Consider the following 13,695-nt stretch of genomic DNA (forward strand, 5'->3'; position numbering starts at 1 on the left):
ATAAATGGCGGCGCTGTACGGTATTTTTCAGGGCAGTAGAACTTTCTGCGCCCCGGCAGCACCAACCGCCAGAGAGATGCGGTGACAGCCTCGAACTGACGGCACTGCTTCAAAACGTACGGGAGGTGATCATGGACATCAAGACTTTGGGCTTGCCCCTGGCGGCAGCGGCCCTGCTGATGCTGGCCGGCTGCTCGACGCCAACGGTGGTGACCCTGCAGAACGGCACCCAGTATTTGACCAAGGACATGCCGAAAACCAAGACAAAGGATGGCTTCTTCGAGTTCGAAGATATTTCCGGGGCGAAAGTGAAAGTCAAGGCTGATGAAGTGGCCACGATCCGCAAGGAAGACTGAATTTCGCGTTATCGTTCATCGCGGGAAAGCCCGCTCCCACAAGGTATGCGCCAACCTTGCGGGAGCGGGACTGGTCCGGGCGGCGCTCCGACGAAGAGGCCCTTACCGGCGCCAACTCACCATCAGGCGATCACAATCCCCACACCCGACAAACTGTCCAGCCCGACCCCGACCAATGTCACTGAATCATTGCCAAACGTCAGCACGGTATCCTGCCCCACCACGCTGGCATGGGCCCGGAAGTCGTCGTCCGGCGTAACACCCTGTACCCCGAGAAACACCAGTTTGTCGTTCGCCTGATAACCCAGCACCCGGTCGTGGCCAAACGCACCGCTGAACAGGAACGTATCGATCCCGCCCCCCGATTCCAGCAGGTCGTTGCCGGCCCCGCCGATCAACACGTCGTTGCCCTTGCCTGCGATCAAATGATCGTTGCCGTCGAGACCGAACAACCAATCGCCGAGCGCCTGCGCCTTGAGCGTATCGTTCCCCATGCCCCCCTTTATCGACGACTCGTACCGGGTCAGCTGGTTACCGTCCGCCAGCCCGTTGGCGGTGACGCTGTGGGTCACGTCATCCTTGACCAGCCCCCATAAAAAGCCCGGCTCCTTGCTCATGATGCTGCCGATGTCACGGGTGATACTGATGCCGCCATTGGCATCGCGGATGTACAGGTTGCCGGCGCCGTCGTTGGCAAAGTCGAAGTTTTTCACCGACTGCTGCAAGTCGAGCACGTTGTGCCCCTTGCCGCCCAAAAGGACGTTGTAGCCACCGGCATCGCGGAAGGTGTCGTTGCCGTCGCGGCCTTCCAGATAGTCGTTGCCCTTGCCGCCCTGGATCAGGTCGTTGCCGTCACTGCCGATAATGAAAGTGCTGCCTTTGTGGGTGTCGGCATTGCGGTTCAGGTCCTGGACCCAGGTGTTGGCCCGCGCCGGGTCCGAGAGGTTGGCAACAATAATGGTCGAGTCTTTGCTGGTGAGGTCGTAGAACCGCGATTCCAGCACCCGGGTCATGCCGTCGCCGTAACCGGTCGGCAAGTGGGAAATCCAGGTCGGGATGTTGAGGATGGAAAACGGCAGCAGATTCCATGCGGTCGACGCGTAGTGGTCATTGAAGCTGACAATGTTGTTGGTGGCCGAGGCTTGATTGGCATCGTGCACACCGACCGATGCCAGGTTGAACGCCGAACCGTCCAGCGCACGGAACACTGGATCGTTTTCATAGCCGATGTTCAGCACCTTGTCGCTGCTGCCTTGAGTTGGCGAGGCGTAGGCAATGTAGTTGGAGTCCTGGAAGAAGCCGCCCCATTTTTCGCGGCTCAAATCCGCCAGGCTATTGACTGCCAGCCCGCCGAGACTGTGACCGCTGACCAGCACGTCATTACCGGACAGCCCGTTGGCCCGGGCAAACGCCGCGACGTCGGCGAGCAGCTTCCCGAACGCTTCACCCACATAGTTTTTCGCGTAATCCTGTGGACCCAATGCCGCCAACAGGTCATTGATGACATCGCCGATGGAGTCACTGATCTGGTTTTCACGAGGGCCACTGGTGCCGCGAAAGGCGATGCCGATTTCCGTGAGGTGCCCTTGGGCGTCGTATTTACCGAGGATTTCCACCTGGGCGCTGGTATAGCCGGCTTTTTCGCCGAAGAAGGTTCCCCGTGCATCGACTTTGCCGTCATAACCCAACTGCGCGGCGGTGATGGGTGTCCAACCGGCTTTCTGTACCGCCTCCAGTGCAGCTTTTTCCGAATCTGGGTTCCAGGGGATACCGGGAATCACCCCTTGGGAGTCGGTGCCGCCAATCAGCGCGGTCACCAACGTTGCCGGCAGGCCCACGCCGAAACCGTTGTGCTGGTAACCGGTGGCAAAGCCGTTGTCGAGGTTGTGATAGGAGTACAGCGTGATTGCCATCGCGTCGGTGAACAACGCTTTGGCGTCTGCTGTACCAAGGTTCTTGTAGTCGTACACACCCATGGGTATTGCCTCTCTCTTTGTTGGAATTGTCAGAGATAGCTCACTGCCGGGACACCTCGATCGCGAGATGCCCGGAGCCTCCAGTGCTGTTACAAAAATCTGTCAGGCAAACACAAAGCCGGAAGTCGACAGGTTATCCAGCCCCACCCCGACCAGGGTCACGGAAAAGTCGCCAACCTTGAGCACCGTGTCTTGACCGGCCTGGGAGGCATGCTGTCGGTAGTCATAGCCCTGCCCCGCGCCTTCAACGCCCATGAACACCAGGGTGTCGCTGCCCTGGTAGCCATTGATCGCATCAAATCCGAAAGCGCCGCTGAACAGGAAGGTATTGCTGCCGTCCCCGGTGGAATGCATCACGTCGTTGCCGTTGCCGCCGACGAAGGTCACGTGGCCCTTGTCGCTGCGCAATACGTCATCGCCGCCGTTGCCGAACAGCCAGTCACCCTGGACGTCGGCTAACAGCGTATTGCCGAGGGCATCGCCGTTGAGCGAATGACTGTAGCGGGTCAGTTCGTTGCCATTGAGCAGGCCGTTGCCGGTGACGGTCCAGGTGATGTCCCTGGTGCTCCACCATGATCCGGATTCCTGGCTCACCAGCGCGCCGATGTCCCGGGTCATGCTGATGCCGCCATAGGCGTCACGTACGAACAGCGTGCCATCGCCATCGTTGGCGAAGCTGAAGTTCTGCAGTGGCTTGAGCAGTTCGAACGTGTTGTTGCCCTTGCCGCCCAAAAGTATGTTGAAGCCGCCGTCGTCGCGGAAACGGTCGTTGCCGTCCCGGCCTTCGATGAAGTCATTGCCGGCGCCGCCCTTGAGCCAATCGGCGCTGTCGGTGCCGATGATAAACGTGCTGCCTGTGTGCGGCTCGCCACTGCGCCCGAGGTCCTCGACCCAGGTGGCGCCGCGAGTCGACACCGACAGGTTGGAGACGATCAGGGTCGAATCCTTCCCGGTCAGGTCATAGAAGGCAGAGTCGATCACCCGGTTCAGTCCGTCGGCGTAACCCAGCGATCCATGGGCCGACCAGTTCAGCGGGTTGAGAATGCTGAAGGGCACCAGGTTCTGCGCGGTGGAGGCGTACTGATCATTGAAGTTGACGACGTTGTTGGTCGCTGAATCCTGATGACCATCGTGCTTGCCCAGTGAGCCACTGCTGAAGGTAGTGCCGTCGAGCACCCGAAACACCGGGTCGTTCTCGTAACCGATGTTGAGCACGTTGTTGCCGGTGGCGCTTTGGGTTGGCGAAGCGAAGGCGATGTAGTTGGCGTCCTTGAAGAAACCGCCCCAGTTATTGCCACTCAACTCCGCCAGGCTGTTGACCCCCAACCCGCCAAGGCTATGCCCGCTGACCACAACGTCCCTGGCACTCAGGCCGTGGGCGATAGCGAATGCAGCGACGCTCTTGAGCAGGCTGTCGAAAGCGTTTTTCGCGTAGTTGCTCGCATAATCCACCGGGCCGACCGCGGCCAACAGGTTGTTTTTCATGTCGCCAAAGGTGTCGCCGTACCCCAGGCCACCGGTGCCACGGAAGGCGATGCCCAGGCCAATCAGGTTCCCGGCGCCGTCGTATTTACCGAGGATTTCGGCTTCGGCGCTGGTGAAGCCGTCCTTCTCGCCATAGAAGGTACCTTGGGCGCCAACCTTGCCCTGATAGCCCAGCGTCGTGGCGCTTATCGGCGCCCAACCGCCGGCTGGTAGTGGCTGGCCGGTGGGCGTGTACGCATAAAGCGTCAAGGCGATGGCATCGCTGTACAACGCCTTGCCGGCTTCGCTTCCGGCGTTTTTGTAATCAAACAGTCCCATGTCGTTACCTTTCCATTTATTTCCGGCTGTATTTCGCTTTTTGCAGGAGCTGCCGAAGGCTGCGATCTTTTTGCGTCAACGAAAACGCTGAAGATCAGAAGATCGCAGCCTGCGGCAGCTCCTACGGGGGCAATCATCGGGTTTGAAGGCCTTGTCCGAACGCCTCGTCGACCCTGGCCAGATCCTGTTCATTCAAGGTCCCGGCGTAGTAATGCAACTTGGTCCAGGCCATCAGATAGTCGTAGCGCGCCTGGGCCAGATCCCGGCGGGTGGTAAACAATTGTTGCTCGGCATTGAGCGCATCGAGGTTGACCCGCTCACCGCCCAGAATGCTTTGCCTGGTCGAGACCACCAGCGCTTCGGCGGAGGTCAGGGCTTTCTGATAGGCACGCAGCTTGCTCACCCCTGTCAGGCAGGCGCTGAACTGCCGTCGCAACTCGATCAGGGTTTCCCGGGTCTTGCCATCCAGTTCGTACTCGGCCTGCTCCATCGCACGGCTTGCCTGGCGGGTCGATGCAGAAACACCACCGCCGGCGTACAGCGGCACATTGATTTCGATGCCGATGGTGTTGGTGTCGTAGCGCTGGTTGTAGGTGTTGCCGCTTTCCGATTCATTCTGACGCACCGAGGCGTAGGCGCTGACCTTGGGCAGGTGCCCGGCCCGGTTGCGCTCGACCTCGTAGCGCGCCACTTCAAGCGCCTGGCGCTGGGAAGCCAGGTTGGGGTTATTGGCCACGGCCATCTCATGCCAGGTGTCGTAATTGGCCGGCTGCAGGGTGAAGGTCTGGAAGTTTTGATCCAGTGGTGCAAGGTCGGCAATGTCGATCGCCGGCACACCGATCAGCGCGCCAAGTTCGCGCAGAGATGCATCCTGTTCATTACGCGCTTCGATTTCTTCGGCGATAGCCAGTTCGTAGCGCGATTCGGCTTCGAGAATGTCGGTGCGAGTACCTTCGCCCTGGCGAAACATCTGCTCGTTCTGCTGGAACTGCTGCTCGAAAGCTTTCTTCTTGGCCAGGGCGATATCGATCTGGTCCTGGGCGAACAACGCCTTGGTGTAGTTTTCCAGCACCCGCACCAGCAATTGCTGGCTCTTGCCACGAAAATTTTCGTCGGCAAACAGCGATTGCGCGACGCCCTTGCGATAAGCCGCGTAGGCCTCGTAGTCGAGCAACGGTTGTTGCAAGGTCAGGCTGGAACCGTAACTGCTGTAGTTGCGGTCATCGCTCTGGTTTTGCCTGCGCTCGTCGAGGTAGGTGACCTTGGAGCTATTGCGGCCCTTGTTGTAGTTGTAACCCAGTCTTGGCAACAGCCCGGCGCGGCCGATGGCACGGTTCTCAAGGCCTGCATCACGTTCCTTGATGGCGCCGAGGAATACCGGATCATTGCGCAATGCCTGTTCATAGACCTCGAACGGTCCCATGGCCGCCACGGCCTGGTTGCCCGCGAACAACATCCACGCCGCCCCGAGCATCGAAAGCTTATTCATACTGCCGAACATCCTTATTCCTCGGTCAACGCGGAGCCTGCCCGGTCGAGCAGCGGTTTGAACAAATAATTGAGGAGCGAACGTTCACCGGTACGCACGAACATCTCCGCTGGCATGCCGGGCTTGATCACCAGGCCATTGAGTTTCTCCATGGCCTGGTCACTGACGCTGCTGCGCAGCACGTAGTACGGTGCGCCGGTTTTCTCATCGAGCAACTGGTCGGCGGAGACCAGGCTGACTTCGCCCGGTACACGCGGGGTGCGGCTCTGGTTGAAGGCGGTGAACAGGATATCCACCGGCAGGTGCGGACCGACCTTGTCGATCAGGTTGACCGGCAGGTGCCCTTCCACTTCCAGGCGCGTGTCCTGAGGTACGATCTCCAGCAGGTTGTCGCCCTGACGCACCACTGCGCCTACCGTGTGCACCCCCAGATTGACCGCAATGCCGTCAGCCGTGGCAATGATCTCGCTGTGCTGCAGATCGAACCCGGCGGAGTTCAACTGTTCTTCCAGCGTCACGCTTTTGAGCTGCGCTTCGGCCAGTTGGGTGCGTACTTCTTTCTGGTACTCCTCGATATGCTGTTGCAGCTTCAAGCGAGACTCGACAATACCCTGCTCCACCCGGCCGCTTTCGCCGAGATTTTCTGCCAACTGTTGTTGCACTTGCGACAGTTGCCGCTGGTACTCCATCAACCGATTGCGCGGGATGTAGCCGTTTTCCGCCAGTGGCGTCAGATTGCTTAGCTGTTGTTGCAGGGAATCGGCTTGAGCGTTCAAGTCGGTACGGGCGCGGCGCATGCCGGCCAGTTGCGCGCCGGCGCCTTCGATGCTGGCGCGCAACGCGGCCTGCTCGCGGGCGAATGCATCGCGGCGGCTGCTGAACAGCTGGCGCTGGCCTTCGAGCACCAACGCCAGACGCGGGTCGGGGTCGTTGCTCAACTCGGCGGGGAAACTCACCTGCTTGAGGTTGTCCCGCTCGCTTTGCCAACGGGCAAGGCTGGCCCAGGCCATGCGGTACTGCGCTTGCAGCGATTGCACGTCCGCGGCGACCTGAGTCTGGTCGAGCCGGAACAGCGGCTGGCCCTGTTTTACCCGCTGGCCTTCGCTCACCAGTATCTGGCTGACCACGCCGTTGCTCATCGACTGCACGGCCTTGCGCTTGCCCGAGACCACCACTGTGCCCTGTACCGGTATGCCCTGGTCGAGGGGGGCCAGGCTGGCCCAGGTGAAGAAACTGCCAGCGCCGACAATCGCCAGTATCCAGCCCAGGCGAGCGAAGTAACGCGCGTCGCGTTCAGGCTGTCCAGCCAGGTGGTCGTGCTCCATCGTCGCTTCGTTTTGAGGGTTTACCTGGCTACGGCTCATACGCCCGAACTCCTTGTCGCGGGCTGAGACTGCCAGCTCATGCTGAGCCCGCCCGGCGCTTGCGCGGTTTTTTCATGTTGTGCTTGCTGAGCCCCCGAGAGTGCCTTGAGCACGTCCTGGCTCGAACCAAACGCCTGCAAGCGCCCGTCGTTGAGCACCAGCAACTTGTCGGCCTGGGCCAACGCGCAAGAACGATGGGTCACCAGGATCACACTGGTGCCCTGGGCCTTCATTTGCACAATCGCGCTGGCCAACGCCGCTTCACCCACGGTGTCGAGGTTGGAGTTCGGCTCATCCAGCACCACCAGGCGCGGCTGGCCGTACAGCGCACGGGCCAGGGCCACCCGTTGTTTCTGCCCGCCGGAAAGGCCGCTGCCGTCTTCGCCGAGCGTGGTGTCGTACCCCTGCGGCAGGCGCAGGATCAGTTCATGCACCCCGGCCTGCTGTGCGGCGGCCACGACGCTATGTGGATCGGCCTCGCGGAAACGCGCGATGTTTTGCGCGATGCTGCCGCTGAACAACTCGATGTCCTGCGGCAGGTAACCGATGTAAGGCCCGAGGTCGTCGCGGTTCCAGCGATGGATGTCCGCACCGTCGAGCCGCACAGTACCGCCGAGCGTCGGCCAGACACCCACCAGTACCCGTGCCAGTGTCGATTTACCGGAACCGGAAGCACCGAGCACGCCCATTACCTCACCCGCAGCGAGGCTGAAACTGACCAGGTGCAGGGTCGCCGCCCGTTGCCCCGGAGGCGCCGCGCTGACCTGCTCAAAAGTGATCTGGCCCTTCGGCGCCGGCAGCGCCATGGCCTCGTCGCCCGACGGGAAGGCTTGCAGCAAGGCGTCGAGACGGCGGTAAGCCAGCTTGGCGCCGCTCCACTGCTTCCATACGGCGATCAACTGATCGATAGGACTCAACACACGGCCCATCAGGATCGAACCGGCAATCATCATTCCGGCGGTCATGTCACCCTTGATCACCAGCAACGCGCCAAGGCCCAGCACCAACGATTGCAGGCACAGGCGCAGGGTTTTGCTCAAGGAACTGATGACGGCGCCCGTGTCGCTGGCCTGGTTTTGCAGGCCGAGGAACCGTGAATGCACCTGGAACCAGCGATTGCGCAACGCCCCCAGCATACCCATGGCCTGAATGGTTTCGGCGTTATGCAAATGGCTGGTGGCCAATTGGCTGGATCGCTGGGAACACGCGGCGGCTTCACCCAGCGGTTTTTTGGTCATGGACTCATTAAGCCAGGCCAGCGCAATCAGTAACAAAGCCCCCGCCGTGGCAAAAACGCCGAGCCAGATGTTGAACAGATAAATCACCAACAGGTACACCGGGAACCACGGCGCATCGAAAAACGCGAACAACGCAGGGCCGGTGACGAACTGGCGAATATGTGTCAGATCCCCCAGCGCCTGTCCCGCATTGCCTTCGCCTTTGAACAGGTTGCGCTCGAACGCCGCCCGATAGACCCGCAGATTGAACCGTCGCTCCAACTGACTGCCGATACGGATAACGATGAAACTGCGGACAGCTTCCAGCAAACCGATAAAGGCAAAGAACCCGACAATCATCAGCGACAACATGACCAGTGTTGTTTCATTCTGCGAAGACAGTACCCGGTCATAGACTTGCAGCATGTAGATAGAGGGCGCCAACATCAGAATATTGATCAGGGCGGTAAAACAACCGACGCTGATCAAGATGCTCTTATAGTCCCCCAGTGCCTTGATTAATGGTGCGGTGGCTGGGGCCTTCGCCATCTTCATTGGTTATTCCTGAGCTGATATTTATCGCCACGCGTGGGCGAGGTTCCAGTTAACTGTCCACACACGGTCGAGACATTGTTTGCCCGTTATCGTTTACAAATAACGAACAATGTTTTGTGATCGATAAAGTGCCGGGGGATTGCGCTGACTGCTTTTGCGGCTATCGCGTCGACCGCTTGAGGGTAATGGTCTGCCCCGACTGCAAAGTGCCTTGATAAAGCCCTTCGAACTGGCGGCTGAAGAACAGGATTTTTGAGCCTTCCCTGCCGGTGATTGCAATGCCGTCCGGTTCAGGAAACCAGCCGATTGCCTGCTCCCCAAGCCAGGCGGTAAAGCAGTCCGCGCCGGCGCCCAGGGTCTGGTTTGGCTGAAGCTCGATCAAGCAATCATTCGACGCAACGAACGGTGATTTGTCCGTGTCTTGTGCGGCATTCAACGTGGCCAGCCAATTGCCAGCCAACTCCGACGGATCCGCCAGTTTCAGACTGCTTGCCATGGTTGCATCTCCAGTAGAAATCATCAGCGCTGCCAGAAGCCACGCGCTTGCCTTGCGGGAAAAGACGCTGTGCGTCATAGGTTTTTGTACTCCGGGCCGCAACCCTGCTTACGGTAAGAGAGCGGCGCATCGAGCGCCGCCCTCCTTGTTCACCTCACATCAAGCCACGATGTCCGAGTACGCCGCCTGGCCCACGGTACTGACCAGGAAATCAGCCACGCCATGCCCGGAGAAGTCGACCGACAACAAACTGTTGCCGCCCGAGGTGCTGAGCACCGCATCGCCCACCGCCCCGGTGAAGGCGCTGACAAAGTGCAGGCCCGCGCCGCTGGTGATGCCGGTCAGGTCGATCTTGTCCAGACCGCTGACAAAGTCGAGGATCTGGTCGACCGTACCAGGCCTGGAGTCACTGCTGGCCGCAAACACGAAGGTGTCCGAACCTGCGCCGCCCCACAGTTTGTCCGCGCCGCCAGCGCCGTAAAGGATGTCGTTGCCGGCACCGCCTTTGAGCTCGTTGGACACGTTGTTACCGATCAGCAAGTCGTTGCCCGAACCGCCAATGGCGTTCTCGACGGTGACACCCTTGGCGATGGAGACGTTACCCACCAGGCCGCCGACGTCCGAGAACGACGTTTCATTGAGGTTGATCTTCTGGTTCTGGGTAAACCCGGAAAAGTCCAGGGTGTCCTTGCCGCCTGCATCCCAGACCGAAAACACCACCTTGTCCGCCGACGAAGACGCGCCAAGGAAGTCGCGACCGGCGTTGGAGTTGAAACCGTAGGTAGTGTCGCCGGTGCGAGTGGTGGTGTTGGCACCGTAGAGCTGCTGGATGGCAGCGATATCGTCAATCAGCGGGCCGGACGCGTAGGCTTCGACGCCGCCCTTGCTGAAGTTCTGACTGGTGTTGCTTTCACTCCAGTAGCTCATGACGCTGTAGCCGCGGGTGTCTTGCCCGTAGGACGCGTCATTGTAGGTCGGTGCACCCTCGCCGGCGTTGTAGTCGCCGGGGTGGGCCAGGCCCAGGGAGTGGCCGATTTCGTGGGTCAGGGTTTGCCGGCCATAGTTGTTCAGGTCCGGGGTCTTGTTGGGCGTGTAACTGTTGTTGATCAGGTACCAGGAAGTCCCGTCGTAACCGGCCCCGGTACCAGGCAGGTAGGCAAACGCAGCCGCGCCGTCCTGACCGCCGCTGTAGTTGCCGAAGGTCATGTGGCCATCGCCGCCGCTGGCCTTATCTGTGAAGGTAACATTGGCCACGTCGGCCCAGGATTGCATGGCAAGCACGGCCTGGGCTTTCTGCTGCGCGCTGAACTGACTGAACCCGGTAATCCCGTGTTTGTACATCGTGCTGGACGATGCCGAAGTCAGGAAGGTATAGGTCAGCTCTATTTTGCCGCTACCATCCTTGTCCTGGTAAGCAGCGCCGTCGCGCAGCAATTGGTTGGCTGCCTGATCGACGGAGAACGACGGTTTGCCATTGACCGTGAGGTTGCCGCCCCGATCATACTGCTGGCTGAAACTATTGATCTGATTAAATGCAGAACTGCTTGCCGCCAATGCTGACAGTGGCAACAGCACCTGTTCGGCGGAATCAATAGCGTGATCTTTTACTTTCGACATAAACACACTTCCTTGTTTAGCTATGGAACAGTTTTTTGTCAGATAGCGACGATCCCTGGCGAGATCGTCCTATCACTCGCCCATTGAAGGCGTAGGAAAACTGACACAATTAGAAATCAAACGTCCACTACTTTTTTGACGTCAAATTTGTGCATTCAGGAATGTGCCCGTAAACAGTGGGTTTACTGAGAAAGTATCGAGTTGAAAAATATTAGACGGGAGTTATTGTCGGACAATCGACAATTTAATTATTAAATATAGGTAAGTTTCCGGGCACTCGAATCGTCCGACTATTTATGTTTAATCCGTTAAACATTCCAATGAGGTGATCACCTCTGAATACCGGGTTATCGTTCTTCGCGAGCAGGCAACGAATGACCATCAGGCAATAACCATTTCAGCTCCGCAAAGGCTGCACAACCGGCGTTGTCGCCCCACTGGAACCCTCCCCGGTGTGGCAGGTTTTGCACACTGCCTTAAACTGCGATACAGCCCATGAACGAATGACGGTGCAAGGGTTCGATGGATTGCCTTACACCACGGGCCTCACGAAATGATCCGGGTGAAGCCGACATGAAAATGGTCACGCCACTTCTGGTCTCTGTGCTCGCCGTCAGCGCGTGCGTGACGGCGAGCCTGTGTGACGCCGCCACAAAGACAAAGGCCAAGCCAAAGCCCTTGCCAACGTACAAAACCAGTTTCGATTGCGCCAACCCCCAGGCATCCGCCGAAAAACTTGTCTGTCACGACGCGCAACTGGCGCGCATGGACCTGGAACTCGATCGTCTTTATCTCCTGGCGCTCACCGATGACCATTCAGTGCCGCGCCCGGATAAAGTCGAGATTGATCAGCGGTTCTGGATGGAGTCCCGTAACCAGTGTGGTGGCGGGACTCAAGCCAAGGCGTGCGTCATCCGAAGTTATGCCGAGCGTGCGTTCCAGCTGCGCCAGGGCTCGGCCATTGCGAGAACCAAGGACCCAAGCAGGCTCACGGAAGGCCCGGTGGCTTATCGTTGCGCAGGGTTTAACGCATTGGTTGCTGCGACCTTCTTTACGGTCGAACCGGGCGTTGTGTTCCTGAAATGGGCGAACACCTCCATCACCCTGAACCAGGTGCCGAGCCATTCCGGAACCCAGTACACGGGCAAGGATTACAAAGGCAACTACAGCTTCTGGCAAATCGACAATGACGTGTTTTTGCAGATTCCCGGCTCAGGCCAGATGAGTTGTGCAGCCGAGCCGGTCAGTTGATGACGATGGCATCGGGACGTCCGGTCCCGATGTCCGCTCAACGCTTCAGCTGCCGGTACGGATCTTGTTCCAGACCCGGGTACGCACCCGGTCGATGTTCAGTGGCATCGCTTCCAGCGCAAACAGCTTGCCCATCATTTCAGGACTTGGGTAAACCTTGGTGTCGTTCTTGATCGCAGGGTCGATCAGGCTGTCGGCTTTCTCGTTGCCATTGGCGTAATGCACGTAGTTGCTGACGCTGGCCATGACGTCCGGGCGCAGCAGGTAGTCCATGAAGGCGTAGCCAGCCTTGTCGTCCGGGGCGTCGGCCGGCATCGCGACCATATCGAACCAGATCGCTGCGCCTTCCTTGGGAATCGAGTAGCCGATGTCGATTCCATTGTTGGCTTCCCTGGCGCGGTTTTCCGCTTGCAGGATGTCGCCGGAGAAACCGACCGCGACGCAGATGTCGCCATTGGCCAGGTCACTGGTGTACTTGGACGAGTGGAAATAGCTGACATATGGCCGCACTTTCATCAGCAGCGCTTCGGCCTTTTTGTAGTCTTCCGGGTTCTTGCTGTGATGCGGCAAACCGAGGTAGTTCAACGCGGCCGGCAGCAGTTCGGGGCCGTTGTCGAGGATGGCCACGCCGCACTTCTGCAACTTCTGCATGTTCTCGGGCTTGAAGATCAGGTCCCAGGAATCCACCGGGGCGTTGTCGCCCAGCACCGCTTTGACCTTGGCAATGTTGTAGCCGATGCCGGTGCTGCCCCACAGATACGGGAAGCCGTGCTCGTTGCCCGGGTCGTTGGTCTGCAATGCCTTGAGCAATACCGGGTTGAGGTTCTTCCAGTTCGGCAACTGACTCTTGTCGAGCTTCTTCAGTGCGCCGCCTTCAATCTGCCGGGCCATGAAGTGGTTGGACGGAAACACCACGTCGTAACCGGATTTACCGGTCATCAGCTTGCCATCGAGGGTTTCGTTGCTGTCGTAGACGTCGTAGGTGAAGCCGATGCCGGTTTCTTTCTGGAAATTTTTCGTGGTGTCTGGCGCGATGTAATCCGACCAGTTGTAGATTTTGACGGTTTCGGCGGCCTGGCTGATGGATGCAACCAGCATCAGCGGAGCCAGAGTCAGGGTCTTTCGGATCATGAGTCGATTCCTGTAGAGGTTGTTGTTATTGGCAGGCAATCAAAAGATCAGCTTTCAAATTTCAAAAGCATTCAAAAAATCAAAACGTAGGTCTTGCGCACGGTTTCCTGGATGTCCCAGATACCGAGGCTATTGGCTGGCAGCATCAGCGCGTCGCCGGCCTCGATGTGCATCGGTTCGCCGCCGTCGGGTGTGAAGGTGCAGCGGCCCTGGATGAAGTGACAAAATTCCTGGGCGACGATCTGCCGCCGCCAGCGCCCGGGCGTGCATTCCCAGACACCGGTCTCGACGCCGTCGTCGCGTTCGACGCTGATGGTCGAAGCCACGGCCACGGGAGTCCCCAGGGGCACGGCGACCGGGTTGGACTCTTGCAGTTTCAGGGTTGCGGTGTTCTTGAATTGTGTGATGCTCATGGGAATACCTGTCGATGTGGCCTGTAG

Annotated in this window: 11 protein-coding genes; 2 read left to right on the forward strand and 9 right to left on the reverse strand. The window is 59.1% G+C overall.

Annotated elements, in window-relative coordinates; translation table 11 throughout:
* The first annotated feature begins 131 nt into the window (after positions 1-131).
* Positions 132-356, forward strand: coding sequence for a YgdI/YgdR family lipoprotein (locus ACCD00_RS05890; protein ID WP_413422759.1), 225 nt, complete (start codon positions 132-134; stop codon positions 354-356).
* 122 nt (positions 357-478) lie between these two features.
* On the opposite strand, the gene ACCD00_RS05895 is transcribed toward ACCD00_RS05890, so the two are convergent.
* From ACCD00_RS05895 to ACCD00_RS05925, 7 genes are all read right to left on the reverse strand, one after another.
* Positions 479-2,332: a polyurethanase gene (locus ACCD00_RS05895; protein ID WP_413422761.1), complete on the reverse strand. Its 1,854-nt coding sequence runs from the start codon at positions 2,330-2,332 to the stop codon at positions 479-481.
* Positions 2,333-2,434: 102 nt separating this feature from the next.
* Complete coding sequence (locus ACCD00_RS05900; protein WP_413422763.1) at positions 2,435-4,135, reverse strand: polyurethanase; 1,701 nt, start codon at positions 4,133-4,135, stop codon at positions 2,435-2,437.
* A 133-nt stretch (positions 4,136-4,268) separates the two neighbouring features.
* A complete protein-coding gene (locus ACCD00_RS05905) occupies positions 4,269-5,636 on the reverse strand; it encodes a TolC family outer membrane protein (RefSeq protein WP_413422765.1) in 1,368 nt (455 codons plus the stop codon).
* A 2-nt stretch (positions 5,637-5,638) separates the two neighbouring features.
* Complete coding sequence (locus ACCD00_RS05910; protein ID WP_413422869.1) at positions 5,639-6,949, reverse strand: HlyD family type I secretion periplasmic adaptor subunit; 1,311 nt, start codon at positions 6,947-6,949, stop codon at positions 5,639-5,641.
* A 35-nt stretch (positions 6,950-6,984) separates the two neighbouring features.
* Complete coding sequence (locus tag ACCD00_RS05915; protein WP_413422767.1) at positions 6,985-8,760, reverse strand: type I secretion system permease/ATPase; 1,776 nt, start codon at positions 8,758-8,760, stop codon at positions 6,985-6,987.
* Between the two features lie 160 nt (positions 8,761-8,920).
* Complete coding sequence (locus ACCD00_RS05920) at positions 8,921-9,334, reverse strand: AprI/Inh family metalloprotease inhibitor (protein ID WP_413422769.1); 414 nt, start codon at positions 9,332-9,334, stop codon at positions 8,921-8,923.
* Between the two features lie 81 nt (positions 9,335-9,415).
* Positions 9,416-10,873: a serralysin family metalloprotease gene (locus ACCD00_RS05925; protein ID WP_413422771.1), complete on the reverse strand. Its 1,458-nt coding sequence runs from the start codon at positions 10,871-10,873 to the stop codon at positions 9,416-9,418.
* Positions 10,874-11,446: 573 nt separating this feature from the next.
* Between ACCD00_RS05925 and ACCD00_RS05930 the strand changes: the two genes are divergently transcribed.
* Positions 11,447-12,124 (forward strand): MliC family protein, encoded by a 678-nt coding sequence (locus ACCD00_RS05930; protein ID WP_413422773.1) that lies wholly within the window; start codon positions 11,447-11,449, stop codon positions 12,122-12,124.
* 45 nt (positions 12,125-12,169) lie between these two features.
* Here the strand turns inward: ACCD00_RS05930 and ACCD00_RS05935 are convergent, their stop codons facing one another.
* Both ACCD00_RS05935 and ACCD00_RS05940 read right to left on the reverse strand, forming a co-directional pair.
* Positions 12,170-13,255 (reverse strand): polyamine ABC transporter substrate-binding protein, encoded by a 1,086-nt coding sequence (locus ACCD00_RS05935; RefSeq protein ID WP_413422775.1) that lies wholly within the window; start codon positions 13,253-13,255, stop codon positions 12,170-12,172.
* Between the two features lie 71 nt (positions 13,256-13,326).
* Complete coding sequence (locus ACCD00_RS05940; protein WP_413422777.1) at positions 13,327-13,668, reverse strand: cupin domain-containing protein; 342 nt, start codon at positions 13,666-13,668, stop codon at positions 13,327-13,329.
* Between the last annotated feature and the right edge of the window lie 27 nt (positions 13,669-13,695).

It is taken from the genome of Pseudomonas sp. Pseusp3 (genome assembly GCF_047304225.1).
GTDB lineage: Bacteria > Pseudomonadota > Gammaproteobacteria > Pseudomonadales > Pseudomonadaceae > Aquipseudomonas > Aquipseudomonas fluorescens_CD.